The 26,248-nt window shown below is 37.7% G+C and carries 29 protein-coding genes; 7 read left to right on the forward strand and 22 right to left on the reverse strand.

What is annotated here, in order from left to right; all coding sequences use genetic code 11:
* Window positions 1-2 precede the first annotated feature (2 nt).
* The 21 genes from CCAL5182_RS02470 to CCAL5182_RS02570 form a co-directional block, all read right to left on the reverse strand.
* Window positions 3-506 carry an OmpA family protein gene (locus CCAL5182_RS02470; protein WP_169971818.1) on the reverse strand — a complete coding sequence of 168 codons (504 nt, stop codon included), beginning with the start codon at window positions 504-506 and terminating at the stop codon, window positions 3-5.
* A 59-nt stretch (window positions 507-565) separates the two neighbouring features.
* Window positions 566-1,831 carry a Tol-Pal system protein TolB gene (tolB, locus tag CCAL5182_RS02475; protein ID WP_336610166.1) on the reverse strand — a complete coding sequence of 422 codons (1,266 nt, stop codon included), beginning with the start codon at window positions 1,829-1,831 and terminating at the stop codon, window positions 566-568.
* A gap of 51 nt (window positions 1,832-1,882) precedes the next feature.
* Window positions 1,883-2,752, reverse strand: a complete 870-nt coding sequence (locus CCAL5182_RS02480) for a hypothetical protein (protein WP_336610167.1) — start codon at window positions 2,750-2,752, stop codon at window positions 1,883-1,885.
* A gap of 1 nt (window position 2,753) precedes the next feature.
* Window positions 2,754-3,152: a biopolymer transporter ExbD gene (locus CCAL5182_RS02485; RefSeq protein WP_169971820.1), complete on the reverse strand. Its 399-nt coding sequence runs from the start codon at window positions 3,150-3,152 to the stop codon at window positions 2,754-2,756.
* Window positions 3,153-3,157: 5 nt separating this feature from the next.
* Window positions 3,158-3,742 carry a MotA/TolQ/ExbB proton channel family protein gene (locus CCAL5182_RS02490; RefSeq protein WP_169937162.1) on the reverse strand — a complete coding sequence of 195 codons (585 nt, stop codon included), beginning with the start codon at window positions 3,740-3,742 and terminating at the stop codon, window positions 3,158-3,160.
* Window positions 3,743-4,132 carry an ATP synthase F1 subunit epsilon gene (atpC, locus tag CCAL5182_RS02495; protein ID WP_169937160.1) on the reverse strand — a complete coding sequence of 130 codons (390 nt, stop codon included), beginning with the start codon at window positions 4,130-4,132 and terminating at the stop codon, window positions 3,743-3,745.
* Between the two features lie 18 nt (window positions 4,133-4,150).
* Window positions 4,151-5,548 (reverse strand): F0F1 ATP synthase subunit beta, encoded by a 1,398-nt coding sequence (gene atpD / locus CCAL5182_RS02500; protein ID WP_169937158.1) that lies wholly within the window; start codon window positions 5,546-5,548, stop codon window positions 4,151-4,153.
* 18 nt (window positions 5,549-5,566) lie between these two features.
* A complete protein-coding gene (gene atpG / locus CCAL5182_RS02505) occupies window positions 5,567-6,454 on the reverse strand; it encodes an ATP synthase F1 subunit gamma (protein ID WP_336610168.1) in 888 nt (295 codons plus the stop codon).
* A 9-nt stretch (window positions 6,455-6,463) separates the two neighbouring features.
* The gene (gene atpA / locus CCAL5182_RS02510) at window positions 6,464-7,981 is read right to left on the reverse strand and encodes a F0F1 ATP synthase subunit alpha (RefSeq protein WP_169937154.1); all 1,518 of its coding nucleotides are present in this window, start codon (window positions 7,979-7,981) and stop codon (window positions 6,464-6,466) included.
* Window positions 7,982-7,994: 13 nt separating this feature from the next.
* Window positions 7,995-8,525, reverse strand: a complete 531-nt coding sequence (locus CCAL5182_RS02515) for a F0F1 ATP synthase subunit delta (protein ID WP_336610169.1) — start codon at window positions 8,523-8,525, stop codon at window positions 7,995-7,997.
* Window positions 8,525-9,037, reverse strand: coding sequence for a F0F1 ATP synthase subunit B (locus CCAL5182_RS02520; protein ID WP_169937150.1), 513 nt, complete (start codon window positions 9,035-9,037; stop codon window positions 8,525-8,527). Before CCAL5182_RS02520 ends, CCAL5182_RS02515 begins: the two co-directional genes overlap by 1 nt.
* A gap of 9 nt (window positions 9,038-9,046) precedes the next feature.
* Window positions 9,047-9,469, reverse strand: a complete 423-nt coding sequence (locus CCAL5182_RS02525; protein ID WP_169937148.1) for a FoF1 ATP synthase subunit B' — start codon at window positions 9,467-9,469, stop codon at window positions 9,047-9,049.
* Window positions 9,470-9,566: 97 nt separating this feature from the next.
* Window positions 9,567-10,433, reverse strand: a complete 867-nt coding sequence (locus CCAL5182_RS02530; protein ID WP_394346903.1) for a ParB/RepB/Spo0J family partition protein — start codon at window positions 10,431-10,433, stop codon at window positions 9,567-9,569.
* An 8-nt stretch (window positions 10,434-10,441) separates the two neighbouring features.
* Window positions 10,442-11,224, reverse strand: a complete 783-nt coding sequence (locus CCAL5182_RS02535; protein ID WP_169937146.1) for a ParA family protein — start codon at window positions 11,222-11,224, stop codon at window positions 10,442-10,444.
* Window positions 11,221-11,856, reverse strand: coding sequence for a biotin--[acetyl-CoA-carboxylase] ligase (locus CCAL5182_RS02540; RefSeq protein WP_336610170.1), 636 nt, complete (start codon window positions 11,854-11,856; stop codon window positions 11,221-11,223). The genes CCAL5182_RS02535 and CCAL5182_RS02540 overlap by 4 nt, the downstream gene beginning before the upstream one ends.
* On the reverse strand, window positions 11,837-12,742 hold the full coding sequence (gene fmt, locus CCAL5182_RS02545; RefSeq protein ID WP_336610171.1) for a methionyl-tRNA formyltransferase: 906 nt from the start codon (window positions 12,740-12,742) through the stop codon (window positions 11,837-11,839). Before fmt ends, CCAL5182_RS02540 begins: the two co-directional genes overlap by 20 nt.
* 17 nt (window positions 12,743-12,759) lie before the next feature.
* Entirely contained in the window at window positions 12,760-13,806 is a 1,047-nt protein-coding gene (obgE, locus tag CCAL5182_RS02550) for a GTPase ObgE (RefSeq protein ID WP_170015075.1), read from the reverse strand.
* Window positions 13,807-13,852: 46 nt separating this feature from the next.
* A complete protein-coding gene (locus tag CCAL5182_RS02555) occupies window positions 13,853-15,652 on the reverse strand; it encodes a Na/Pi cotransporter family protein (RefSeq protein ID WP_336610172.1) in 1,800 nt (599 codons plus the stop codon).
* A gap of 139 nt (window positions 15,653-15,791) precedes the next feature.
* Window positions 15,792-16,049: a 50S ribosomal protein L27 gene (rpmA, locus tag CCAL5182_RS02560; RefSeq protein WP_169937136.1), complete on the reverse strand. Its 258-nt coding sequence runs from the start codon at window positions 16,047-16,049 to the stop codon at window positions 15,792-15,794.
* 11 nt (window positions 16,050-16,060) lie between these two features.
* Window positions 16,061-16,375, reverse strand: a complete 315-nt coding sequence (gene rplU / locus CCAL5182_RS02565) for a 50S ribosomal protein L21 (RefSeq protein ID WP_169937135.1) — start codon at window positions 16,373-16,375, stop codon at window positions 16,061-16,063.
* A 149-nt stretch (window positions 16,376-16,524) separates the two neighbouring features.
* The gene (locus tag CCAL5182_RS02570) at window positions 16,525-17,559 is read right to left on the reverse strand and encodes a cytochrome-c peroxidase (protein ID WP_336610173.1); all 1,035 of its coding nucleotides are present in this window, start codon (window positions 17,557-17,559) and stop codon (window positions 16,525-16,527) included.
* 197 nt (window positions 17,560-17,756) lie between these two features.
* Here CCAL5182_RS02570 and flhB point away from each other — a divergent pair, with 197 nt between their 5' ends.
* Window positions 17,757-18,830: a flagellar biosynthesis protein FlhB gene (flhB, locus tag CCAL5182_RS02575; RefSeq protein ID WP_169937131.1), complete on the forward strand. Its 1,074-nt coding sequence runs from the start codon at window positions 17,757-17,759 to the stop codon at window positions 18,828-18,830.
* Between the two features lie 36 nt (window positions 18,831-18,866).
* Here flhB and CCAL5182_RS02580 read toward each other — a convergent pair whose 3' ends face one another.
* Window positions 18,867-20,537, reverse strand: coding sequence for an anaerobic C4-dicarboxylate transporter (locus CCAL5182_RS02580; RefSeq protein ID WP_169971827.1), 1,671 nt, complete (start codon window positions 20,535-20,537; stop codon window positions 18,867-18,869).
* 262 nt (window positions 20,538-20,799) lie between these two features.
* On the opposite strand from CCAL5182_RS02580, the gene larA reads away from it, so the two are divergent.
* Genes larA through ttdB form a run of 6 tightly spaced genes read left to right on the forward strand, consistent with a single transcriptional unit; the run spans window position 20,800 to window position 26,240 of the window.
* A complete protein-coding gene (gene larA, locus CCAL5182_RS02585) occupies window positions 20,800-22,053 on the forward strand; it encodes a nickel-dependent lactate racemase (RefSeq protein ID WP_336610174.1) in 1,254 nt (417 codons plus the stop codon).
* Entirely contained in the window at window positions 22,053-23,219 is a 1,167-nt protein-coding gene (gene larC / locus CCAL5182_RS02590; protein WP_169971829.1) for a nickel pincer cofactor biosynthesis protein LarC, read from the forward strand. Before larA ends, larC begins: the two co-directional genes overlap by 1 nt.
* The gene (gene larE, locus CCAL5182_RS02595; protein WP_169971830.1) at window positions 23,194-23,970 is read left to right on the forward strand and encodes an ATP-dependent sacrificial sulfur transferase LarE; all 777 of its coding nucleotides are present in this window, start codon (window positions 23,194-23,196) and stop codon (window positions 23,968-23,970) included. The genes larC and larE overlap by 26 nt, the downstream gene beginning before the upstream one ends.
* Window positions 23,967-24,713 carry a nickel pincer cofactor biosynthesis protein LarB gene (larB, locus tag CCAL5182_RS02600; RefSeq protein WP_169971831.1) on the forward strand — a complete coding sequence of 249 codons (747 nt, stop codon included), beginning with the start codon at window positions 23,967-23,969 and terminating at the stop codon, window positions 24,711-24,713. The genes larE and larB overlap by 4 nt, the downstream gene beginning before the upstream one ends.
* Window positions 24,714-24,730: 17 nt before the next feature.
* A complete protein-coding gene (ttdA, locus tag CCAL5182_RS02605; RefSeq protein ID WP_169937119.1) occupies window positions 24,731-25,633 on the forward strand; it encodes a L(+)-tartrate dehydratase subunit alpha in 903 nt (300 codons plus the stop codon).
* On the forward strand, window positions 25,626-26,240 hold the full coding sequence (ttdB, locus tag CCAL5182_RS02610; protein WP_169971833.1) for a L(+)-tartrate dehydratase subunit beta: 615 nt from the start codon (window positions 25,626-25,628) through the stop codon (window positions 26,238-26,240). Before ttdA ends, ttdB begins: the two co-directional genes overlap by 8 nt.
* Window positions 26,241-26,248 lie beyond the last annotated feature (8 nt).

A 26,248-nucleotide genomic window follows, 5' to 3' on the forward strand; every position in this document is an offset into this window, starting at 1 on the left:
AATTATGGAAGAACTTTGAATTCTGCACGTCTATTTTGAGCGTCGCATGCTTTAGTTTTATCTGTGCAAACTGGGTTACTCTCACCGAAACTAACAACAGCTACTCTATCTGCATCAACGCCGTTTCTAACAAGAGCGTCTTTTACGCTTTTAGCACGTTTTAGACCTAGAGCGTAGTTGTACTCATCAGTACCCCACTCGTCGCAGTTACCTTCTACTTTAATAGAAAGAGCTTTTGCTTCTTCTTGATTAAATACTACAGCATTACCGCTTACAACACCTTGTTGGTCAGCTTTAATGTTGAATTTGTCAAAGTCGAAGTATACATTTTTAACTTGACCTTCGATATTTGCGATAAGAGCAGCTAGTCTATCAGCATCGCTCATCATATTTGTATCAGCACCTTTATTAGCGTCAGCGCTCATATCTACCTCAGGGTTTTTAGAGCTACAACCGCTCAACAATAAAGCTGCAACAGCAACACTTGCTAGAACTACTTTTTTCATTTGCAATCCTTTTAATGATTTAAAATTTGTGTGGAATTATACCATAAATTTACAAAAATTTACCAATCTATTGACTGAATTTTACCGATTTTTAATGGAAATTGGAAACTTCTATTCTCATTTAGCCTAATAACCCCCAAAGAACTTTGAGAACCAAGCTGTTTTATAAATACAACACTTTGTCCATCGCTTGAAAATCTAGGGTAGTTATTTTTACCACTTGCCGTTAACTGTCTTATAAAATCAGTTTTAGTAGAGATAAGATAGATGTTAAAAGTTCCGGCATCATTGTTGTCTTCACGGCTAGAATAAACTATGTAATTTTCAAATGTACTTACAGAGTTGTTGTTCTTACCGTGAAAAACCATCTGTTCAACATTTCCGCTTCCGTTTGAATTTATGGCAAATACATTTGGATAGCCAAGTCTATCGGAAACAAAAACCACTCTTTGGTCTGCATCCACAAAATTTCCATTTACGTCTATTCCAGGATAGTTTGTAACTTGGGTGAGTTTTTTGCTGGCGATATTGTATGTATAGATGTCAGGTTGATCTTTTGGCGCCATTGTAAGCAAAATCGTATTGCCGTCTTTGCTAACGTCAGAAGCTATTAACATACCGTTGCTGTCTATGATTTTACTTTTAGTTCCGTTTGAAAGATCATATCTAAAAAGAGTTGGTTTGTTATTCACATACGAAGTGTAGTAAAATTTAGTTTGATCAGCTCCACCCCATTTTGGAAATATATTAAGCCCGCCACTTACTATAGTTTTTTGATATGTGAGTGTGTAGTCTGCCACAACTATTGAACTTTGTCTTGCAGATGTGTATTTTGAAAAGATAATAAATTTCTCCATCCAACCAACAGGAGGTAAATTTAACTCATTTGTCAGCTCAACTATACTTTTGTGTGCCAAAAATGGATATTTCGCACCATCTGGCATTGTATAAATTCTTTCGTATTTAACACTTGCAGTTTTTGCATTAATCAACTTAACTTTTAATGTCAAAGGTGAATTTGCCGAGCCTTCAAGAGCGTATCTAAAAATAAGCTCAACACCTTTACCACCCATAGTATTAGTCTCAGCCGTGCCTTCGTAGGTAGAAGCTATGTGCTCTTCAATAACCTCAAAATCAGAACTAACCTTTAAATCCCCAAGCATAATCTTAAAAAATTTCTCTTTAAAACTTGGATCACTAACCGCCGTAGTTGCGTCTTGCAGAGCGATTTTGGGAAGTGCGATACCTTGATTTATAATAGACATGGTAGCATCGGCGGCATAAAGCCACAACGTACAACACAAAAAAAGAACGATCTTTTTCATACTCTCTCCATTTGATTTTTGTTTTTGGTAATGTATCTAAAATTTTTAAATTTATTCTAATTTATCTTCTAAACTAAGACTAATGGATATCGTTTTACCTGCTGAAAAAGGAAATTTCTCACGAGTTAAACGCTCTAAACACTCTTTAACCTTTTCATTAAAAGCCGCATCATACGGCAATTCTAATATTTCGTAACTGAAATTTCCACTGCCGTCAATAACGGCTTTGATTTTAGCTACACTATTTGAATTTGCTTTATAGCTTTGCCATTTTCTTTGTATCTGTTTTGATATAGCTCCCATAAGCGGATCATAGACACCGCTCATTTGTGATTTTGGAGCTTTTGGAGTCGAGTCTATTTGTAAACTTTTTACTATATCGCTGGCTTGTGAACTAGGCTCAGCAGCATTTGATGTTTCACTTTTTTTACGACTTTGAACTTTTTGCGGTTTTGATATACCGCTATCTTCTTTAAGTTTTGCTGTGTCGATATTTTTAAAGAGATCTTTTATATCCGGAATTTCTGGTTTTGGTTCTTCTTTTGCAAGCTCATCTTGGCTAGGTGGAAGTTTGACTGTGGGTTTGGTCTCTCCTTTTGGAGTAGGCAAACTCGGCGTTGGCAAAGGTTCTTGCGGAACTGCTTTGTTTGTAGTTTCTTGTTTAGGCTCTTCCTTTACCTCCTCTTTAAGAACAGGTTTTGTCTCTTTTTGTTTTTCCTCTTGCTTTGGAGCTTTTATGGTTTCAGCAATTTCGCTTTCAACCATAACAATATCCATAAAAGCATCTTTATCGTCAGTATATTTCTTTGCAGGCTCCGTAAAAAATGTAAGTTTTACGAAGAGAACAAGAATTATTGATATATACATAGATAAAGCTACGAAAAACGAACTAATCGTAGGAAATTTTGAACGATCTGACATATTATCCGTTTGTCTCTAAAGCAACTTTGTTAAAACCGGCATTTTTTAATGTTTTTAAAACAAACATAACATCATCGTATTTTAAATTTTTATCAGCTTTTATATATACGGGTGATGATTTGTCATATTTTACAGCCATTAAAATAACATTATCAGGTAGTTCGGCTAAATTTATTAAAGCCTGTTCTATCCTAACTTTTCTTTCGACATTAATATATACAACCAAGTCTTTTTGCTTTGCTGCAGAAGTTTTGGTCTTGGAACCATCAGGAAGTGCAATATCCTCTTGGTAAACTATAGTTGGTGCTGTTACCATTAAAATAGCGAGCAAAACGAGCATAATATCAACAAGCGGAGTAATATTAAGCTCGGGTTGCCCCTCGTCAAATTTTAAAGCCATATATGCTAAATCTCGTTTTCTTCTCTTTTTAAAGCGATCAAAACATCGGCTTCACGTTCAATAGTGCTTGTTAGCTCGTATGCTTTTCGTTTAATTAGTAGATTAAATGTATATGCTGGGATCGCGACAAAAATACCAGCTCCGGTTGCAACAAGAGCCTCTGATATGGCCGGAGCTATTACGCCAAGTGACGAATTTGCACCGTTGCCAAGTTGTGAAAACGTCTCAAGTATCGATATAACTGTTCCAAAAAGACCTATAAACGGCGATGTTGAAGCTATAATACTAAGCCATGTAAGTCCGCTGGTGGCATTTTTTTCTGCTACACTGATACAAACATTGAGCTTCTCGCGAGAAATTTTGCTTCCCGCACATTTACGCAAGCTTGATTCATTTGGGATATTTTTTGCACCCATTAGCAAAGATTCAAGAGCATTTTGCTCTCGTTTTTGCCACGCCGCAATACCTGCCATTCTTGAAAAAAGTATTGTAAAGCTGATTATAAAATATATAGATAACCAGCTTAAAACAATAATAGTAATAAAGCTACTTCTTTGGACATAGTTTAAAAACAGATCTATTCCGCTCACTTATTTCGCTTTCACCATATTTTCCATTTTTGCGATTGTCGCTGCAAAGGCATTTGTTTCACTACTCATGCTCTCTATAAGCTCCTTAGCTTTATTTAGGGCATTTGCTAGTTCACTCTCGCTTTTACCTGATACATATACAGCTCCATCTGCCAAAACAACGACCTTACCTTCGTCTATCTTGGCATACCCCCAGTTAATAGCAACAATATCATGATTTTTATTTTTATCTTCTATGTCAATAATACCTGCTTTTAAGAGCGATATTAAAGAGGCGTGATTTGGCAAAACGCCAAATTCACCCTCGCTACCCGGAAGCACTACACTACTCACGTCATTTGCAAAAACCTGACCCTGAGGAGTTACTATTTCTAAATGTAATTTATCCATTACGCTTCCTTTTTAAAATTAAGCCTTAAGTTTTTCTGCCTTAGCGATAGCCTCATCAATGCTTCCAACCATATAGAATGCCGCTTCAGGAAGATGATCGTATTTACCTTCAAGTATGCCTTTAAATCCGGCAATGCTCTCCTCAAGGCTTACATACTTACCAGGGCTTCCAGTAAATACCTCTGCAACGAAGAATGGTTGAGATAGGAATCTTTCGATCTTTCTAGCTCTATCAACTGTAACTTTGTCTTCTTCACTAAGCTCATCCATACCAAGAATCGCAATGATGTCTTGTAGGTCTTTGTATTTTTGAAGAACAGCTTGAACGCCACGAGCAACTTTATAGTGATCCTCACCCAAAATTTGAGGGTCAAGCATACGCGAAGTTGAGTCTAGTGGGTCAACCGCAGGATAGATACCTTTTTCAGCAATAGCACGGTTAAGAACTGTTGTTGCATCAAGGTGAGCAAAAACCGTTGCAGGAGCCGGGTCAGTAAGGTCGTCTGCAGGAACGTAAACTGCCTGAACAGAAGTAATAGAGCCTTTTTTGGTTGATGTAATTCTCTCTTGGAATTTGCCCATCTCACTAGCAAGTGTTGGTTGATAACCAACAGCTGATGGGATACGTCCAAGAAGTGCTGACATCTCTGAACCTGATTGAGAGAAACGGAAAATATTATCGATAAACATCAAAACATCAAGTCCCATCTCATCACGGAAGTATTCAGCCATTGTAAGACCAGTAAGTGCGATACGGTTTCTTGCCCCTGGTGGTTCATTCATCTGGCCATAGCATAGGGCAACTTTATCCAAAACGTTTGACTCTTTCATTTCATGATAAAGGTCGTTTCCTTCACGAGTTCTCTCTCCAACGCCTGCAAATACAGAGTAACCGCTATGTTTAAATGCAACGTTGTGGATAAGCTCCATGATGATAACTGTTTTACCAACACCAGCACCACCAAACAGACCAACTTTACCACCTTTTGCATAAGGGGCAAGAAGGTCAACAACCTTAATGCCTGTTTCAAAAATTTCACTTTTTGTGCTTTGCTCTTCAAACGGAGGTGGATCGCGGTGAATAGACCAATGTTTATCAAATTCAACACCTTCGCCTTCGTCTATAAGATCGCCGACAACGTTAAAAATTCTACCTAACACTTTCTCGCCTACAGGCACGGTTATAGGTGCACCAAGAGCCGTAGCCTCTAGTCCACGAGTAAGGCCTTCACTCATATCCATAGCAATCGTTCTTACGCGGTTATCTCCAAGATGAGCGGCAACTTCAAGAACTAACTTATTTTTCTTGCCCTCAACTTCAAAATAAACTTCGATAGCTTCGTTAATTTTCGGGAGATAGTCGCCAAAATCAACGTCAACGACAGGTCCCATAACTTGGCTAATAATACCTTTCATTTATACTCCTTTACTTTCTTACTTCATTGACTCAACACCACTGATAATCTCAATAAGTTCAGTAGTGATAGACTGTTGTCTTGCTTTATTGTAGGCAAGATTTAATTGTCCTACGCGCTCTTTTGCATTATTTGTAGCATTGTCCATAGCCTGCATCCTTGCACTATGCTCAGCTGCAAGCGAGTCAATAAGTGCATAATACATACTATATTCAAAATACTTTTGTAAAAGCTCGTTTAAAATTTGAGAATAATTATCCTCAGGCTCAAATTCCATTAACGAATTTGTTTCAACACCGATAATCTTTGCCGGCTCAATAGGGACAATCTCATTTACTCTAATCTCTTGTGAGATCATATTTTTATATCCGTTATGAACCAAGATAACCTTATCGGTTGCACCGCTTAAGAAGTCATCTATAGCTTCTTTTATGATGCCTTGAGCTTTCTCGTATGTTGGAGAAGAACTTACTCCAACATAACTTTCTAGCAAATCAACGCCTTGAAAGTTAAAAAATTCAATACCCTTTTTACCGATAGCACGAAGACGAACTTTGATCTTTTTGGATTTAAATTCCTCTATCATATTTCTAACGATTTTGATGCTTTGGACGTTAAATCCTCCGCAAAGCCCTTTATCGGCAGTAACAAAAATAATATCAACCTTTTCAATCTTCTCTTTTGTATTGAAAAATTTACTTTCAGCCGCAACTGAAGCGTATTGATTTATCTTATATGCTATCTCCGATAAAACTTCATTTATCTTAAGTGCATACACTCTTGAATATCGTGCCGCTTCTTCCGCCTTACGAAGCTTGGCGGTAGAAACAAGTTTCATCGCACGAGTAGTCTTTTGTGTATTTTGAACACTCTTGATCTTTCGTTTGATATCTTTTAAATTTGACATATTCTAGCCTTAGTTAGCAGAGAAAGTCGCTTTAAAGTCTTTCAACGCTTTATGTAAAAGCTCTTCAACTTCTTTGTCAAGAACTTTTTTAGTTCTAATTTGTTCAAAAATTTCAGGATATTTAGCCTCTATATAAGGATAAAGCTCTGCTTCAAATTTAGTAACACTTGTAGTGGCTATATCATCTAAGTAGCCTTTTGAACCTGCAAATACGATTACAACTTGGTTTTCAACAGCTAGTGGGCTATAAGGAGGTTGTTTTAGAACTTCAACCATTTTCTGTCCACGCTCTAGTTGTTTTCTCGAACTTTCGTCAAGGTCACTTGCAAATTGCGCAAACGCTTGAAGCTCGCGATACTGGGCAAGGTCAAGTCTTAGGTTACCAGAAACTTGTTTTGTAGCTTTAATTTGAGCCGCACCACCAACACGAGAAACAGAAAGACCAACGTTGATCGCAGGGCGGATACCTGAGTTAAATAGGTCAGACTCAAGGAAAATTTGTCCGTCGGTAATCGAAATAACGTTAGTTGGAATATACGCAGAAACGTCACCGGCTTGTGTTTCGATAATAGGAAGAGCCGTTAATGAACCAGCGCCAAGTGCGTCGTTTAGCTTACTTGCTCTTTCAAGTAGTCTTGAGTGTAGGTAGAAAACGTCACCAGGATATGCCTCACGACCCGGAGGACGACGTAAGATAAGTGACATCTCGCGGTATGCAACAGCGTGTTTTGATAAATCATCATAAATAATTAGCGCATGGCGTGAATTATCACGGAAGTATTCACCCATTGTAACACCAGCATATGGAGCAAGATATTGAAGTGCTGCAGCATCAGATGCACCAGCATTTACAACGATAGTATAGTCCATTGCGCCGTATTCTTCAAGTTTTTTAACAACCTGAGCGACGGTTGATTGCTTTTGACCAATAGCAACATAGATACATACAACATCTTGACCTTTTTGGTTAATGATGGTATCTATCGCAACTGTTGTTTTACCAGTTTGGCGGTCACCAATGATTAGCTCGCGTTGTCCGCGACCGATAGGCACAAGTGCGTCGATGGCTTTAATACCTGTTTGAAGTGGCTCATGAACTGATTTTCTAGCCATGATACCTTTTGCTTTTTCTTCTACGAAGCGAGTTTCAGTAGCTTCGATAGGACCTTTTGCGTCTATTGGCTCACCAAGTGAGTTTACAACACGACCGATAAGTGCGTCACCAACAGGAACACGTAAAAGTTTTTTTAGTCTTTTTACAGAGCTTCCCTCTTGTATACCGCTTGTTTTGCCAAGGATAACTATACCTACACTGCTCTCTTCAAGGTTAAGAGCCATGCCTTTTTCGCCGCTCTCAAATTCAACCATTTCGCCTGCCATAATGTTTTTAAGACCATAAACATTAGCAACACCGTCAGCAACCGATATAACCTTGCCCGTTTCTTCAACGTCAACGCTTAGATCGAAATTTTCAATTCGCTCTTTAATTATCGCGCTAATTTCGTCAGCTTTAATTTTTGCACTCACGCTTTTACTCCTTTTAAATTGCTTTTAATATATGTTCGCTTAGTTGAGCTTTTAATCTATCAATAGAGAAATTTACCTCTACCCCCAAACTATCAAGCTCTATCTTAATACCGTTATAATCGCTATTTTCGCCATCAAGCTTCACTTTTGCATCAAAGCATTTTGAGAAATTTTCTTCCAATGACTTAAGTTGATCATCGTTTATATCAAAATTTCCAACAACATTACCGTTGTAAATGTTATTTAGCTTTGCTTGTTGCGCTTTTATCTCTGCAAGTACTGCGGGTATTATTTCAAGTCTTTTGTTGCTGCCTAGCAATTTTATAAAATTTACAAAATTTTGACTAGGGTTATTTACAAGTGACAGTATAAATTCAACCTTTTGCATGCTTTTTAATGTTGGTAAATTTATAATATTTCTAAATTTTTCAACACCAAAAGCAGCTGAAATTTCAGCTAAATTTGCTACAAATTTCTCCAGGTCGTTAGCATTTAGGTTGCCTAAAATAGCTTTTACGTATTTTTTTGTTACCGCTTCATTCATTAGCTAACCTTTTTTAGTATGATATTGATGAGTTCTTTTTGATCGATTTTTAAGCTATCGCTAGCAAAAATTTCATTCAAGATCTCATTAACGACTGTTTTTGTCATCTTGCGCTCTTCAAAATCTTTTTGATCTTTGAAGCTTCTTTCCATGTTTACAATCTCTAGCTCACTCTCTTTTTTAACTTTTTGAACTAAATTTTGAGCCTCTTTTTTAGCTGTTTCAACAAGTGAAGCAGCATTGATTTTAGCCTCTTCAACACGTTTTAAAGCATCATCTTTTTTGGCTTTTGAAGCGCGAAGTTTTTCCTGGATACTTTCAAGCTTATTAGCTATGTTTGCTATCCTATCTAAGTATAGTTGTTTAAGTGGTTTAGCGACAAAGTAGATCAAAATACTAAAAAACAACAAAAAGTTTAATGCTCTTTCGATTATGTCGTAGTTTGCACCACTGTGATCACTAGCAAAAGCAAGTATAGGTAAAACCATTAGAAGTAAAAATTTTATCTTCATAACACTCCTTTAAATTCTAGCCAATTTGCTATTTAACGCTGACTTAAGTTCCGGTAAATTTGCAACCAAATCAGCCTTTAACTGCTCTTTTTGAGCGCTTAAAGAATTTAAAAAACTGTTGTAGTCAGCTTCAAATTCAGCCCTTTTTGCCTCAGCTTCTTTAAAAGCGCTGTCTTTTGCGGCACTCAAGGCATCTTGTCTAATCTTGTTAGCCTCAGCTCTAGCGTTTAAGATGATATTTTCTATCTCTTTTTCATGAACGCTAAGGTCATTTGCATTTTTACTCGTGCTTTCCTCGTCGCTTTTTATAGAGGCGTTTCGTTCATCTATAAATTTCAACATAGGTTTGTAAAGCAGAGGATTTAAAATAGCAATAAGAGCCAAGAAAACCATGGCCGTTAAGACGACTAGAGGCAAATCTATCTCTAACATCCACTCTCCTTCTTTGTTTTTAAGTTTTATTTAATAAATAAAATCGAGCCTAATTTTACAATAATTTAGTAAAAAATAAGATTAAACTCCATAAAAATTATTTTAGTCTATTTATAAAGTCTTGTATCTGCGATATGTCGTCAAATTTTAATATTAAATTTTTTGACTTTATCTTTGCATTTATATTGAAATTTTTAAATATTTTTTGAAGATTTGAAAGTTCACTTTCATACTCTTTAGATACTTCTAAAATCTCTTTTTTGATCTCGTTTCCGGATTTTATTTTTTTGACTAAATTTTCGGTTTCGCGCACACTAAGTTTTTGTCCAATGATAGTATCAACTACCATTTTTTCCTCATCAGGTTTAAGTCCAACTATGACTTTTGCATGACCTTGCGTGATTTTATCTTCTTGCAAAAGTCGTTTTGTTGTTTCGCTTAAAAGCAAAAGACGCATTGTGTTTGTTATTTGCGTGCGACTTTTGTGGATTATATTTGATAGCCCCTCTTGGGTGATTTTATACTCGCTTATAAGTTCTTTATACGAATTAGCAAGCTCTATAGGATTTAAATTTTCACGTTGAATATTTTCAATAAGTGCGATTTCTCTTAAATTTTTTGATTCTAGGTTGGCAACTATCGCCTTTATCTTGCTTTCATTAAGTAGCTTTGTGGCTCTAAATCTACGCTCGCCCGCGATAAGCATATATCCGCCGTCTTTTCTAATAACAATAATAGGTTGAATAAGACCGTGTCGTTTAATACTTTGAGCCAATTCTTTTAAGGCTTCTTCATCAAAATTTTTACGTGGTTGATATGGATTTGGCGATATTTTAGCTACATCAATCTCTTCAACCACATCGGAGCTAAGTCCAAAATAGTCAAGAACATCATCATCTTTGTATGCAGAATTTGCGTCAGAGAGCATATTTCCTAGATTGATTTCTAACTTTTTCTTTGCCATTATTGTCCTTAATTAAGTATCGAATGAGCCAAATTTTGATATGCGATCGAGCCTGGTGACTTTATATCGTAAAGAATAACCGGCTTGCCAAAACTCGGGCTTTCGGCAAGCTTTACATTACGCGGGATAATAACCAAATCATCTTCGCTGTCTTTGCTAACAAAAAGCTTGTGCTTAAAATGCTGCTTTAAATTTGCCACCGTCTCTTTTGAGAGATTGTTTTGAGAACTAAACATGGTCGGCAAAAATCCCTTTATGCTAAGCTTTGGATTTATAGTTTTTTTGATGATTTTTACTGTATTTAGTATAAGCGCAAGCCCCTCAAGTGCATAAAATTCACACTGTATCGGTATAATAACGCTATCGCTAGCACTTAAAGCATTTATCGTAATACTGCCAAGAGCAGGAGGGCTATCGATGATGATAAAGTCATAATCGTCTAAAACCTCGGCTATTTTGTTTTTCAAGATCAGTTTGTAATCTTTACTTTGGTCGTTAAATTCCTGCTCTATGCCAACCAAGCCGATATTTGACGGCGCTAGAAAAAGTGTTGGGATTTCTGTTTTTAGTACTATTTGCGAAAGTTTTTTGCGATCAGTTAAAACATGGTAGATATTAAATTCATAGTCACTTCTACTAAATCCCATTCCCGTAGTAGCGTTTGCTTGCGGATCAATATCAATAAGTAAGACTTTTTTCTCTGCGACTGCTAATGAGGCTGCTAAATTTACTGCCGTAGTCGTCTTACCTACTCCGCCCTTTTGATTTGCTATTGTTATAACTTCACTCATCTTAAAGAATACACCTTTTTATTATCTAACAAAATAGAACCATCTTCACAAAGCGAAGCTGCCGATAAATCCGCTATTTCGCCATTTATATGCGTTATGAAACTCTTTGAACGCTCAAATTCTATCTTAAATTTGCTAAAAATTTGCTTCCACGGGATTTTTTCTTCAAGCTTATCGCAAAAGCCCCAAACAACGTCATTCGGAGTAGTTTTGATGTCTAAAACACCCGTATTTTGGGGAGCGCGGGCTAAATTTAAACCTATGCTTCCGATATAAATTTCGCCTATTTTAGTGCTGATCGTTCCGCCGATTTTAAGGTCATTTACGTAAAAATCATTTGGCCATTTAACCCAAATTTTAGAACCTAAATTTTCTAAAAAATTTTTCATTATCATGGAAAAATAAATAGATATCGACGCGTCATTTAAGTCATCAGGAAGTGCGTTTTTATGCAAGCAAAATGATAAAAAAAGATTGCCCTCAAGTCCTATCCATTTATTTCCCCTACTTCCAACACCTGCTGTTTGGGTTTTAGCGCACATAGCAAATGGCGGCTTTATGACACCGACTCTTACGCCTTGGGTAATTTCATTATGCGTTGAGGCACACTCCTCAAGAAATTCTATCACCAATGCCAAGCCTTTTGCCGTTTAGATACGCCGTCGCATTAACAGCCTTTTTGCTTGGCTCTTGCAGGCTTAAAATTTGCAAAGCACCGCTTTTACAAGCAACAACAAAACCATCTTTTGAAATTTCTAAAATTTCACCGCTTTTTCCGCTCATCTGTAATGGTTTTAGGCTTAAAATTTTAAGTCCGCTTTCTAAAAATATCCCGGGCCAAGGCGTGTAGGCACGAAATTTATTATAAATTTGACTAGCATCTTCGTCAAAGCTAAAAAGTCCACTTTGTTTTTTTATCTTCTTGCAAATCGTAGCTTGCGTGTCATCTTGCGGCTGTGGTGTGATGGTTGGAAAATTTTGCAAAACATCAACTATAAGCTCTCCTGCGATCTTTCCAAGTTCATCAAAAAGCTCTCCGCTTGTTTTATCTTCACAGTTTGTATATGCAAATGCAAGTATCGCACCCGTATCAAGCCCCTCATCCATCAGTATCGCCGTTATACCCGTTGTCGTTTCTCCCGCTAAAAGTGCGCTTTGTATGGGGCTTGCACCGCGATATTTAGGAAGTATAGAGGCATGTAAATTTATACAAGGAGCGATATCTAAAATGGCCTTAGGTAAGATCTGTCCATAAGCTGCAACCACAATAAAGTCAGGTTTTAAAGAACGAATTTGTTCATGTGTTTCTTGCTCTTTTAAATTTATAGGTTGAAACACAGGGATATCTTTATAGTTCTCATTTAAAAAAGTTTTGATGTGCGGCGGAGTCAGAACCTGCTTCCTGCCAACCGGCTTGTCGGGTTGAGTAAATACGCCTACAACCTTGATGTCCGCTTTTAAAATTTCACTTAATATATCCGTAGCATACTCGGGAGTTCCCATAAAAATTATATTCATACTATCTCCTGCGACGGTTACTTATCTTTTTTAAGCAATTCAAGCAAGCTAAATTTAAGCTCGCTTATGTTCTCGTTTGTCGCAGAGCTGATAGGTAATATAAAGTATGGTTTTAAGGCATCAAATTCATAAATATCTTGCTTAAATTTATCTCCAGCCTTAAGACCAAGCTTGCTTATAAATTCACCTACTTTTTCCTCTAAATTTTCTGCCGCATCCATTCTGGTTAGTGCGATAGCATAGTCTCTTTTGGCAAGCTCGGGAGAAAATTTCTCAACCTCGGCACGAAGAGTAAAAAACTGCTCATCAAGCTCACGGTAGTTTGCTAGATCTATCATATAAAGCAGAATTTTAGTTCGCTCGATGTGTTTTAAAAACTGAATTCCAAGCCCTCGTCCATCGCTTGCACCTTCGATTATACCTGGGATATCAGCCATAACAAAGCCGTTATATTCATCAACTTCTACGAGTCCAAGTTTTGGCGTAAGGGTTGTAAATTCATAGTTTGCTATCTGTGGTTTAGCGTTTGAAACAGTCGATATAAGCGTGCTTTTACCAACATTTGGAAAGCCGACAAGTCCGACATCGGCAATTAGCTTTAACTCTAAACGAACATTGCAAATTTCTTCTGGAGTGCCTTTTTGTGCGTATTCAGGAGCTTGGTTGGTCGAGCTTTTAAAATGTACGTTACCAAGACCGCCTTTACCCCCTTTTAAAAACAACACTCGCTCGCCCTCGTTTACTAGATCAAGTAGTAACTCTCCAGTTTCATCATCATACACGGCAGTTCCCGGTGGAACGATAAGCTCCAAGCTCTCGCCTTTTTTGCCAGTCATCCTACGACCCATGCCTGGCTCGCCGTTTTTAGCGCTTAGTTTGTTTTTGCCTTTATATGCCGCTAGTGTATGAGAGTTGTTGTCGATGACAAAATAAACATCTCCGCCATCTCCGCCATCTCCGCCATCAGGACCACCTAAAATAACGTGTTTTTCACGTCTAAAACTTACAGCTCCGGCTCCGCCATGTCCTGAAGCCAATGTTAATTTTACGCTATCTATAAACATATTTTACCTTTAATTTTTAGGCGATTATAGCTAAAATTGCTGAAATTTAAAGCTGTTTGCTACTCATGAGGTTGCGTCTAATTATCTCAAATTCTCCCTCATCTTCGCTTCTAGTAGATATTATTTCGATAATTTTTAACAAATTTCTAGTCATTTCTTTTACGATATCGGTGTCGTTCATGAGCGATGTCGCCATTTTGTTTGAAATTTTACGCTCGTTTAGCAAAATATCAGGTGCAAACTGCACACTTTCATACTCATCATAAAGTCGCCTTAGCTCTTTTAGCCCTGATTTGCTATCTATCTCAAAGTCTTGGATACGCTTTATAACGCGTAAAATATGTAAAATTTTTACACGAAGTTTGTCGTATTCGGCTTTTATGTATTCGTTAGATGAACTCATAAATTTAAATACATTTGGCTGGATATTTTTTACATCTTTTAATGTTTCTGCCAACAAAAGCGCCCCACGACGAATATCCATAAATTTAGCGATATCTTTTTCCGTAGCGTTTGCACTAGCGCTTATTAGATAGCTGATTATCTGACTATAAACTTCTTTAAATCTATTATTATAAAGCTCGTCAAAGTCTATAGCCATTGGTGTATTTTTAGCCTCTATAACCTCTTGTGATGAAAGTGGCGAATCAATATCGTTTTTGCTTATGCTAATTGATTTTGCGATGATAGATGTCGTGTTTTCATATAAATGTGCCATCTCTTTTACTAAAACGATTAACGCACTATCGACGAATTGGATGGATTTTTCATCTAAAAATTTAGCCGTTATCACTTTTGATCGAATTTGAGCCGGTTTTATTAGGCGGTCTAAAAGTATGGTCAGCCTTGTCGTCAAAGGATAAAATATAACAATTCCAATCAGGTTAAACAAAGTATGAAAAATAGCGAGTTTTAGCGAATAATCACTGCCGTCTATGCCCAAAAAATCAGCCACAAAGTCAGTAATGGGAATGATGGAATTTATAAAACAAAGCATTATCGTTGCAGAGGCTATATTAAATATCACATGCCCTAACATCAGCTTTTTACCCTCGGAATTTGCGTTTATCGAACCAATCACAGCTACGACGGTGCTTCCTACGTTTGAGCCTATCGCTATCGCAATAGCGTTTTCATAGCTCATCTGCCCTACGCTTAAAGCCGTTATAGTTAATGTTAGCGTTGCCGTTGAACTTTGCATCAAAACCGTTACGATAATACCTATGAGCGTATAAACCAAAAGCCCTTTAATACCGTCCATAGCGTATGCAGCAAGATCTATAGTATCTTTGATACCGTCAAATCCAGACTTCATATAGTGTATCCCTAAAAATAAAAGCCCTATACTAAAAAGAAAATATCCTCCGCTTTTAATACCTTTTGACTTATTAAAAAACATTATAACGCCGATAATGATAAGCGGCATAGCGTAGTAAATGATCTGGGTTTTTAACCCAACACCTGCAACCAGCCAAGTAGTAGAAACAGTGCCTAGATTTGTCCCATAAATGATAGCTAATCCAGCACCAAGCGTTATAAGACTGGCACTTAAAAAAGATATGGCGATCACACTAACCAGACCGCTTGATTGCATTATAAAAGTAGATATAAGACCAAAAAGGAAACTTTTAAATTTGCTACTTGTTGTATTTTTTAAAAATGTTTCAATACCTGATAAGCCCGAAAAACTAAGCTCTAATACGGAAATTCCATATAAAAATATACAAATTCCAAAGGCTATAACCATGAAGCTTTTGCTAATAAGCATTAAAGCACAGATGGCTGATAAAAACAGCGAAAGAAAGATAAGATTTTTTTGTTGTTTAAAATTTTCAAATAACGGCAATTTAAATTTCCTTGATCAATTTTGCGCAATTATAGCAGGTTTAGTGCAAAAATAAAGGATAAATTTTAGTGATTTGAAATTTTATGAGATATATTTTAAGCTTAAGGGAAAAAGAGGGCAAAAGCCCTCTGGTTTAGGATTAAGCTGCTGGATAAACAGAAACTTTTTTGCGGTTTTTATCTTTACGCTCAAATTTCACATACCCATCAACAAGAGCAAAGATAGTGTGATCTTTACCCATGCCCACGTTATTGCCTGGATGAGTTGCTGTGCCTCTTTGGCGGATTATAATGTTACCTGCACGAACAAATTCGCTACCGAATTTTTTAACACCTAAACGACGTCCGATACTATCACGGTTATTTTGGGTTGAGCCCTGACCTTTTTTGTGTGCCATATCTTTTCTCCTTAGCCTGCTATGCTTACTACTTTAACGCGTGTGTATTGTCTTCTAAAACCGCGTTTAAGCTTTGAGTCTTTACGTCTACGTTTTTTATAGATAACAACTTTTTTATCTTTACCTAGTGCTACGACTTCTAAGACAACTTTTGCACCCTCAACAAACGGTGCACCTACCTTAACTACGCCGTCATTTACAGCCAAAACTTCTGTAATTTCAACGGTTGATTTTGCTTCGGCTTCAAAACGATCTAAATTTAGGAATTGACCTTCGCTAACTCTGTATTGTTTCCCGCCGTTCTTGATAATAGCGTACTTTGACATGCTATCCTTTCATGTGGTAAGTTACCAAAAAGCACTTTTAAATTTTAAAAGATTTATGGAGCTTTGTTGGTTATAAGTAGTGGATTTTACTATAAAATTAATAAATTTTAGTTGAAAGCAAAAGGAGCGCTTAACGCGCCCCTTAAATTTTAGTAGTCAAGTTCAGGTTTTGAAGTTTTATCCGTAGAAGCAGGAAGCATCGGATATTCGATTTTAGGCATTTTGCCTGTTAATGAATTTAAGAACGTTACGATACTGTTAGCCTCATTATCATTTATATCTATGCCAAGCTGTATACTTCCCATAGCTTTAACCGCATCTTTTAAAGACCAGATCGCGCCATTGTGGAAATACGGTGCCGTTAGCTCGATATTACGCAAAGTAGGTGCTTTTACCATACCGTTAGCATCGCCTTTAAAGTCGCCAACATCTGCGAATTCATACTTAGCAGCAACCTCAAACGGCTGAAGTGTTCCGCCTAAATTTACACCGTTGTGACAAGTAGCACAACCTTTATCAAGGAAAATTTGAAGACCTTTTTTCTCAGCATCATTTAGTGCATTTTCATCACCTTCAAGAAATTTGTCAAATCTTGACGGAGTGACAAGTGTTCTTTCAAAAATTCCAATCGCAGTCGTTACAAGATCAAAATTTATCTCGCTATTAAACGCTTTTTTAAACTCATCAACATAAGCAGGGATTGACTTTAGTCTATCCACAACAAGCTCAGGAGTAGATGCCATCTCAGGAAGTGCGGTCATAGGACCTGCAGCTTGTGCGGCTAGATGTGCGGCACGTCCATCCCAAAACTGAACAGAGTTAAATACTGAATTGTAAACAGTTGGAGCGTTTACGTGATGTGGGTTTGGAGTCCATTTATGTCCTGTTGAAGCAGGCACGCCATCAACACCGCCAAGACCTAGGTTATGACAGGTATTACAACTTATGATGCCTGATTTAGAAAGGCGAGGATCAAAATATAATCTCATGCCAAGCTCATAAGCAGCCATAGTAGTAGGATACTCTTTAGCATCAGGCGCTGCGTCATTTATCATCTTAGTAAGTGCTTTTCCATCACTAGGAAGAGGTACTATGCCTGCATCTAATGCGTCTTTTGCAAGATTTCCTGCAAAAAGGGAGCTCGCTAAAGCAACTGAACTTAGGAATAAAATTTTAGTCTTCACAACTACTCCTTTTTTTAAAGATTTAAATTAGGTTTTAATAATAATATAACAAAACTAAAACTACAATAAATTTTATTATTTATAAGTAATTATTTTTAAATATTTTTAAGTATATAAGATAAAATTGCTCTTCTTTTTAAATTTATTTAAAGATATAAATTTAAGATATAATAAGCCAAAAATTTTAGCGAGAAGATATGGCAGGCGAAGACGAAGAGAAAACCGAAGAAGCAACCTCCAAAAAGATAGAAGACGCCAAAAAAGACGGCAACGTCCCCAAAAGTCAAGACATAAGTGGTTTTGCAACTCTGCTTGTTGCGATAACAATGCTTATAGTCATGCTTGGCTTTATGAAAGATCAACTTGTTTCTTTATATATGTATTATCAAAGTTTCATAGGCAAAGAACTAACGGTAAGCGCCATACACATGATAGCTATCAATACTCTTGGTCGCGCGCTTTTAATGATACTGCCTATCTGCGTGTGCGTGGGCATTGTAGGGATAATCGCCTATGTGATGCAGTTTGGTCTTATATTTACCACAAAACCAATAACGCCGGATCTTAATAAGATAAATCCCATAAAAGGTCTAAAAAATTTATTTTCTTTAAAAAAATTAATCGACGGCATAAAGATAGTAGCAAAGGTAAGTGCTGTCTTTGGAGTTGGTTTTTACTTTTTTTTACAATTCATCAAAGAACTTCCGCATACACTTTTTTTGTCGATGTTTGATCAGCTTGCATGGCTTAAAGAAAAGATGATCATCCTTGTTGGGGTCATGCTTCTTATATTATTTATAATAGGACTAATTGATCTTCTAATCGTTCGCTTTCAATATTTTAAAGATCTAAGGATGAGTAAACAAGAGATAAAAGACGAGTATAAACAAATGGAGGGTGATCCGCAAGTTAAAGGACGCATCAGACGGCTTCAAATGCAAACGGCTCGTAAAAGAATGATGCAAAACGTCCCTCAAGCAGACGTAGTTATCACAAACCCTACTCACTACGCCGTAGCCATAAGATACGACAAATCAAGAGATGCTGCGCCGGTTATACTGGCAAAGGGTGTAGATGTGATAGCTATGCAAATTCGCAAAATAGCCCTTGAAAATAGCGTGCAGATCATAGAAAATCCACCTCTTGCACGTGAGCTTTATAAACTCTGCGAAGTAAACGACATGATACCTGAAACATTATTTCGTGCAGTAGCCGAAGTTTTAAGCTTTGTATATATGAGTGATAAGAAAAAATTTGCTGGAAGAATTTGAAATTTAAAAGCCCTCCAAAGAGGGAGGGCTTAAGAATTATTGCATAAAGCCGTAAGCAGTAGCTAAGATATAACCTATCGCGCATGAAGTTAATACGCCGATAAAACCAGGGATAATAAAGCTGTGGTTTATAACATATTTACCGATGTGAGTCGTTCCTGAGCGGTCAAACTGAATAGCAGCAAGGTCGCTTGGATATGTAGGTAGGATAAAGTAACCGTAGCATGCAGAAGCAAAAGCTATGATAACGCCTGGATCAACACCGATTTGAACAGCAAGCGGAACGAATGTAGCAGCTGCTGCAGCTTGTGAGTTAAGGAATTTTGAGATAAGCATACCAACTACGATATAAGTCCATGGATAAGCCACCATGACCGCACCAAGTGAGCTTTTTAACATCTCGATATGTGAGTGGAACATTGTATCTGCCATCCATGAGATACCGTAAATCGCAACAAGAGCAACCATACCACTGTGGAAAATTTCATTTTGAGCGATTTTAGAAGATTTGATGCCTGCATAAATCATCATAATAGAAGCAGCAAGTAGCATGAAAATTTGGATAGTATCAACCATACCTAGTACTTTTGAGCCTTTTTCTTTGCTTGATACGTTAATATAGGCATTTTGATACTCTGTTGTTTCACCTTTTGCATTGGTATAAGTTACAGTACCGTTTTCAGAGCGAACAACACTCTCTTTTTCACCTTTTTTGTTTGTGATCTCAACTGATTGAGCTTTTTGAGATGCGCCTACTTTGCCTTTTGCCACGCTAAATTCTGCTGCTTGAGCTGATATACTTCCGTCTTTTACAGCTATAGCTTTTAGCTCTTTTTTATCAGCCATGATCTGAACTACAGCGCTATCTTTAGAGATAGTCCAGCTTGGGCGAAGCTCTTTGTAATAACCTAAAACCGCAACTACAGCGATAGCTGCAAGGAAGATCCACATTGAGTTCCATTGTTTTGCAGGAAGTTTAACACCGATTAAAGATTTAACATCATCAGAGCCGTAGATATATTTTCTTTGCTCAGGATCAGCTATTTTTGCTTGGAATTCAGGGTCTTTATCAAGGTCTTTACCTCTAAAAATAGACCAAATTCCTATCATAACAACACCCATAAAAGTTGACGGGATAGTTACTTTTAAAAGGTCAACATAGCTTGAAAAGCCCTCAATATGAACTGTACCTGTTCCAAGTAAAACCGCAACCATAGAAACACCGGCAACAGATACCGGGCTTGCTACGATACCCATTTGAGATGAGATAGTTGTTGCAGCCATAGGACGTTCCGGACGAACACCGCTTTTGATAGAAACGTCATAAATAATCGGTAAAAGTGTATAAACAGTGTGTCCTGTTCCGCATAGTATAGTTAGTGTCCAACCAATAACAGGAGCTAGGATACAGACAAATTTAGGATGTTTTCTTAGGACTTTCTCCGCTATTTGAAGCATAACGTCAAGACCACCTGTAGCTTGCAATGTCGCACTAGCAACAACAACTGCAAGGATCGTTAAAATAACATCGACCGCAGGTTTACCTGGAGCCATTTTAAAGCCAAATACTAGGATAATAAGACCTATGCCTCCTAAAATACCAAGAGCCATACCGCCCTTTTTAGCACCATAAAACAAACAACCAAGCACGACAACAAGCTGAAGCATAAACTGCGTGCTTTCACTCAAAGATGTTAAAAATTCCATCTACTATGTTTTCCTTTCTTTAAGAAATCTTAGACCGAATTATAGTTATATTAAAATTAAAAGATAATTAAAATTTTTAAAATTTTGAATATAAATTTACAATCAATTTATTATAAGTTTATTATTACAAAGAAATTTCTTTATATTAAAAATACGACCTTATCGCATCTTTAATATATAAAGTGTAATAAAAATTTTAAAATATATTTTTAAGTAAATTTTATGTTATAATTGATGTTAAACTTATATAAAAGGAAAAAAGATGCAAATTTCTGTAAATTATGGCAAAGAAGATCGTTTTAATATAAATGTAGACGATAAAAATTTAATAGGCATTTTTGAGCCAAATGAAGTGGCAAAGCAAGATGAGACAAAACTCATAGCAGACGCACTAAACGCTCCGCTAAACAAGGCTACTTTTGATGAGTTTATAGATACAAACGAACGCATAGTTATCATAGTAAACGACGGCACTCGCCCAACCCCAACATCAAAAATTCTAAAACAAATTTATCCAAAGCTTCGCAATAAAGAGAAAATTTTCATCATCGCAAATGGTTGCCACCGCGATCCTACCGAGGATGAGTATCATATGATATTTTCAAAAGAAATTTATGAAGAGATAGCTAAGAAAAACGAAGTTCACAGCCATGACTCTAAAAATGATGAGATGACATATCTTGGCGAAAGCAAAAATAAAACTCAAATGTATCTAAATAAAATAGTAGCCGAAGCTAAAAAAGTCATTGCTATCGGTTCTGTAGAGCCGCATTATTTTGCCGGCTATACAGGCGGTAGAAAGGCGTTCTTGCCTGGCGTGGCAAAATACGAAACGATAGAACAAAATCATAAGCTAGCGCTAAGTTCTGACGCACAAGCTCTAAAGCTAGACGGCAACCCTGTGCATGAAGATATGATAGATGCGATGAAAGTTCTAAGCGGCATAGATGTATTTTCCATCATGACTGTTCTTGATAGCGAGCATGGAGTTTATTATGTTAGCACTGGCGACCTAAACGACTCTTTTTATGACTGTATTAAAAAAGCCGATGAGGTATTTTGCGTAAATATCCCTAAAAAAGCCAATATCGTGATCTCTGTAGCTCCTTATCCGATGGATGTTGATTTGTATCAAGCTCAAAAAGCTCTTGATAATGGCAAACTAGCCCTTGCAAAAGATGGAATTTTAATAATGGTAGCAAAATGCCGCACCGGTATCGGTCCAAAACCATTTTTTAACCTAATGGCTTCAGCTAATACTCCTCAAAAAGTTATCGACAAGATCGCAGACGGCTTTCACCTAGGATATCACAAAGCTGCAAAAATGGCTGAAATTTCACTTTGGGCGCAAACTTGGGCAGTTAGCGATCTAAGTGACGATGAGATGAAAGCGGTACATCTAAAACCGTATCATGACCTACAAACTGCGCTAAATGAAGCATTTGCGCAAAAAGGTAAAGATGCAAGCGTGCTTGTTCTACCTGCCGGCTCTATAACGGTGCCAAAAGTAAAATAATGGCGTTTTTGTATTACGACGCGAGTTGTGGCATAAGCGGTGATATGAATATCGCCGCCTTGCTTGATCTTGGCGTTAGTTTTGATCACCTAAAAAGCGAGCTTGATAAACTAGGACTTAATGACGAATACGAACTAGAATTTAAAAGTGTTAAAAAACGTGGCATAAGCGCAAGTAAATTTAACGTTTTGCTTAAAAAACATACTCACGAACGAAGCTTTAAAAGCATAAAAGAGCTGATAGAAAGCTCAAATTTAAACCAAAATGTCAAAGAAATTTCGATAAAAATTTTTAAAACCATCGCGATAGCTGAAGCAAAAGTGCATGGCGTAAGCATGAATACGGTGCACTTTCACGAGATCGGAGCAACTGATAGCATAGTCGATATCGTCGGTGCTGCGATCTGTTTTGATGCGCTTAATGTGGATAAAATTTACAGCTCTCGCGTAGAGCTTGGTGGCGGAAGCGTAAAGTGCGCTCACGGCGAACTTAGCGTCCCAGCACCTGCTGTAAGTGAAATTTTAACACACGTTCCAGTTAGTATAGGAAAGGCAGAATTTGAGCTTACGACTCCAACTGGAGCTGGAATTTTAAAGTCATTAGCTATTTTTAGACAAAAAGCTGACATAAATATCATAAAAACTGGATACGGCGCAGGCGGTAAAGATATGCCACACGCAAATATACTAAAAGTCATGCTTTGCAAAGAAGAGTATGAAGAAAACCACGTGGCAAATACAATGATAGAAGCAAATCTTGATGATATGAGCGCGGAAGAAATGGCGTTTGCTACTAAAATTTTACTTAAAAACGGCGCGTTAGATGTCTTTTTAACACCTATAATAATGAAAAAATCACGCGCAGGAGTAAAGCTAAGCGTTCTTTGCAAAAACAAAGACGTTTTAAATTTAAAAGAGCTTATCTTTAAGCACACTTCAAGCATAGGAGTTAGAGAGTATCTTGTATCAAAGACAGAACTATCTCGCAAAATAGAAAAAATTTCGACAAAATACGGCGAAATCAGCGTTAAAATTTCAACATTTGAAGGCATGGAAAAGATAAAGCCAGAATTTGATGAATGCGAAGCCGCGGCTATAAAATTTAACATAAGCATACAGGAAATAAAAGATGAGGTAATGCGTGCATACAAAACTAGAACAACTTAAAAGCGAGATACAAAATTTAGGCAAACTAGCAGTTGCTTTTAGCGGTGGAGTTGATAGCTCTTTTTTGCTAAAAGTCGCTCACGACGTGCTTGGCGAAAATTTAGTAGCCATCACCATGCACTCGCCTTATATCCCAGCTCGCGAGATCAAAGAGGCGAAGGAATTTACAAGAGATCTTAACATCTCACACAAAATCATCACGGCAAACATCCCCGAAAATATCAAGTCAAACCCGCTAATGCGCTGCTATATGTGCAAGACCGAGGTATTTAAAAACATAATAAAAACCGCAAATGAGCTTGGCATAAAACACGTTTCAGATGGGACAAATTTAGATGATCTGGGTGAGTTTAGACCTGGGCTAAGGGCATTAAAAGAGTTTGGCGTAATGTCTTTGCTTAAAAATTTCACAAAAAAAGAGATAAGAGAGTTGTCTTTTGAGATGGGACTTTATACGCACGATAAGCCAAGTTACGCCTGTTTGCTAACGCGTTTACCGCAGGATTATGAGTTTAGCACTGATGAGCTAAGGCTGGTAGAAAAAGCCGAAGATATCCTCATACAAAATGGATATGCAAACATTAGAGCGAGATTTGACGGTAAGAGCTTTAAGCTTGAAATGCCGTTTGCTCACATGAAAATTTTCATAACCGATGATAAATTTAAATCCATAATCTCCAAACTAAACTCACTTGGTGAGTTTGAGATTACGCTTGATCTAAAAGGTTTTAGAAAGGATGTTCTTTTATGACAAAAAGTGAAATTTCAAATTTCATAAAAGCTGTAAAATCAGGCGAGATAAACGAGGAAAGCGCATTTAAATTTCTTAAAAACTACCCTTTTGAGGACATAGGATGTGCTAAGATAGATAGGCAAAGAGAGCTTAGAAACGGTGTTGCTGAGGTGATTTATGGTGCCGGTAAAAGCCAAAGTGAGATAAGAGCCATAGTCTTAAGCATACTAAAATACGATCAAAATATCCTAATCACTCGCACAAATCGTGAAATTTACGAGCTTTTATCAAGCGAGTTTGAAAATGTAAATTTTAACGAGCGTGGCAACACAATAAGCATCACGCCAAAACCTCTAGCTACGACACAAAGCTATATAGCCATCGTTTCTGCCGGCACTTCCGATGCTGCGGTGGTCGAAGAGGCTTACGAGACGGCAAAGATCCTTGGTAACAGCGTGGTAAAAATTTCAGATATCGGCGTGGCTGGGATACATAGGCTGTTTTTAAATTTAGAAACTATCCAAAAAGCAAAGGTTATCATCGCCGTTGCAGGCATGGAAGGTGCGCTTCCTAGCGTGGTCGCAGGTCTTGTAAAAGCTCCGGTTATAGCTGTTCCTACAAGTGTTGGGTATGGGGCTAGTTTTGGTGGAGTGGCGGCACTTCTTGGTATGTTAAACAGCTGTGCAAACGGGATCAGTGTCGTAAATATCGACAACGGATACGGCGCTGCTTACAACGCAAGTATAATAAATCATCTATAAAATTTAAAGGAGAAGGTATGCAAAAAGAACAAGCTGTCGCAAAAATGACCGATGTCATGGCAAAATTTGTTGGATACAGCGGCAAAGTCTTGCCAGATGACGTAACTGCAAAGCTAGAGGAGCTAAGCAAGCAAGAGAGTGCACCTTTGGCAAAGACGATATATGAAACGATGTTTAAAAACCAAGAACTAGCAAAAAAACTAGACCGCCCATCCTGTCAAGATACCGGCGTTATGCAGTATTTTATAAAATGTGGAGCAAATTTCCCGCTTATTGGCGAACTTGAAGAGCTTTTAAGAGAGGCTACGTTTAAAGCAACCAAAGAAGCTCCGCTAAGACACAACAGTGTTGAAACATTTGATGAGTATAATACAGGCAAAAACATCGGTAAAGGCACTCCTTCGGTATTTTGGGAAATAGTTCCTGATAGCGATGAGTGTGAAATTTACACCTACATGGCTGGTGGCGGATGTAGCTTGCCAGGAAAAGCGACCGTGCTAATGCCAGGCATGGGATACGAGGGTGTTACGCAGTTTGTTATGGATATAATGACAAGCTATGGCTTAAACGCCTGTCCTCCGCTACTTGTTGGAGTCGGTATCGGAACTTCGATAGATGTCGCTTCGCTTTTATCTAAAAAGGCGCTTATGAGACCTCTTGGCACTCATAATCCAAACGAAAGAGCCGCCAAAATGGAGCGCTTGCTAGAAGATGGTATAAACTCTATCGGACTTGGACCTCAGGGCATGAGTGGTCAAAACTCTGTCATGGGCGTGCATATAGAAAATAACGCTAGACACCCTTCTGTCATCGGTGTAGCCGTAAATGTCGGCTGTTGGTCGCACAGAAAAGGGCACATCATCTGGGATAAAAACCTAAACTACAAAGTAACATCGCATAAGGATTTTAGATATGAGTAAGAAAATTTTAACCACACCGGTTAGTGCAAAAGACTTAGAGGATATAAAAATCGGCGACATAATATATCTTAGCGGCAACATCGTGACATGCCGTGATGTAGCTCATAGAAGAGTGGTCGAAGAGGGACGCGACCTGCCACTTGATATAAACGGCGGAGCGATATTTCACGCGGGTCCTATCATAAGAAAGCTTGAAGGAGACGAGCAGTATGAGATAGTCTCGGTTGGGCCTACAACCAGTATGAGAATGGAAAAATTTGAAAAAGAATTTATCGAAAAAACCGGGGTTAGAGTGATAGTAGGCAAAGGCGGCATGGGAGATGGCACTATGGATGGTTGCGCTAAATTTGGCGCGATACACTGCGTGTTTCCGGCAGGATGTGCCGTTATCGCAGCCACTCAGGTTGAAGAGATAGAGAGTGCAAACTGGAAAGATCTTGGCATGCCTGAGACATTATGGAACTGCCGCGTGAAAGAATTTGGACCATTAATCGTCTCCATAGACGCCCACGGCAACAACCTTTTTGAGCAAAACAAGATCAAATTTAACGAGAAAAAAGACGCCGCAGTAGAAAAGATTATCAAAGAAGTTGGATTTATAAAATAACCAAAGGC

The organism is Campylobacter sp. 7477a (assembly GCF_014892335.1).
Classification (GTDB): domain Bacteria; phylum Campylobacterota; class Campylobacteria; order Campylobacterales; family Campylobacteraceae; genus Campylobacter_A; species Campylobacter_A californiensis.

Excerpts from the sequence above, each read along its gene's own strand:
- CCAL5182_RS02520 (WP_169937150.1), bottom strand. The coding sequence starts at position 9,037 with ATGAAGATAAAATTTTTACTTCTAATGGTTTTACCTATACTTGCTTTT.
- CCAL5182_RS02525 (WP_169937148.1), bottom strand. The coding sequence starts at position 9,469 with ATGTTAGAGATAGATTTGCCTCTAGTCGTCTTAACGGCCATGGTTTTC.
- larB (WP_169971831.1), top strand. The coding sequence starts at position 23,967 with ATGACAAAAAGTGAAATTTCAAATTTCATAAAAGCTGTAAAATCAGGC.
- atpG (WP_336610168.1), bottom strand. The coding sequence starts at position 6,454 with ATGTCAAATTTAAAAGATATCAAACGAAAGATCAAGAGTGTTCAAAAT.
- CCAL5182_RS02480 (WP_336610167.1), bottom strand. The coding sequence starts at position 2,752 with ATGTCAGATCGTTCAAAATTTCCTACGATTAGTTCGTTTTTCGTAGCT.
- larC (WP_169971829.1), top strand. The coding sequence starts at position 22,053 with ATGGCGTTTTTGTATTACGACGCGAGTTGTGGCATAAGCGGTGATATG.
- CCAL5182_RS02580 (WP_169971827.1), bottom strand. The coding sequence starts at position 20,537 with ATGGAATTTTTAACATCTTTGAGTGAAAGCACGCAGTTTATGCTTCAG.
- CCAL5182_RS02535 (WP_169937146.1), bottom strand. The coding sequence starts at position 11,224 with ATGAGTGAAGTTATAACAATAGCAAATCAAAAGGGCGGAGTAGGTAAG.
- CCAL5182_RS02485 (WP_169971820.1), bottom strand. The coding sequence starts at position 3,152 with ATGGCTTTAAAATTTGACGAGGGGCAACCCGAGCTTAATATTACTCCG.
- CCAL5182_RS02515 (WP_336610169.1), bottom strand. The coding sequence starts at position 8,525 with ATGAATGAAGCGGTAACAAAAAAATACGTAAAAGCTATTTTAGGCAAC.
- atpC (WP_169937160.1), bottom strand. The coding sequence starts at position 4,132 with ATGGATAAATTACATTTAGAAATAGTAACTCCTCAGGGTCAGGTTTTT.
- CCAL5182_RS02530 (WP_394346903.1), bottom strand. The coding sequence starts at position 10,433 with ATGGCAAAGAAAAAGTTAGAAATCAATCTAGGAAATATGCTCTCTGAC.
- atpD (WP_169937158.1), bottom strand. The coding sequence starts at position 5,548 with ATGAAAGGTATTATTAGCCAAGTTATGGGACCTGTCGTTGACGTTGAT.
- obgE (WP_170015075.1), bottom strand. The coding sequence starts at position 13,806 with ATGTTTATAGATAGCGTAAAATTAACATTGGCTTCAGGACATGGCGGA.
- rpmA (WP_169937136.1), bottom strand. The coding sequence starts at position 16,049 with ATGGCACACAAAAAAGGTCAGGGCTCAACCCAAAATAACCGTGATAGT.
- flhB (WP_169937131.1), top strand. The coding sequence starts at position 17,757 with ATGGCAGGCGAAGACGAAGAGAAAACCGAAGAAGCAACCTCCAAAAAG.
- ttdA (WP_169937119.1), top strand. The coding sequence starts at position 24,731 with ATGCAAAAAGAACAAGCTGTCGCAAAAATGACCGATGTCATGGCAAAA.
- tolB (WP_336610166.1), bottom strand. The coding sequence starts at position 1,831 with ATGAAAAAGATCGTTCTTTTTTTGTGTTGTACGTTGTGGCTTTATGCC.
- CCAL5182_RS02470 (WP_169971818.1), bottom strand. The coding sequence starts at position 506 with ATGAAAAAAGTAGTTCTAGCAAGTGTTGCTGTTGCAGCTTTATTGTTG.
- ttdB (WP_169971833.1), top strand. The coding sequence starts at position 25,626 with ATGAGTAAGAAAATTTTAACCACACCGGTTAGTGCAAAAGACTTAGAG.
- rplU (WP_169937135.1), bottom strand. The coding sequence starts at position 16,375 with ATGTCAAAGTACGCTATTATCAAGAACGGCGGGAAACAATACAGAGTT.
- fmt (WP_336610171.1), bottom strand. The coding sequence starts at position 12,742 with ATGAATATAATTTTTATGGGAACTCCCGAGTATGCTACGGATATATTA.
- larA (WP_336610174.1), top strand. The coding sequence starts at position 20,800 with ATGCAAATTTCTGTAAATTATGGCAAAGAAGATCGTTTTAATATAAAT.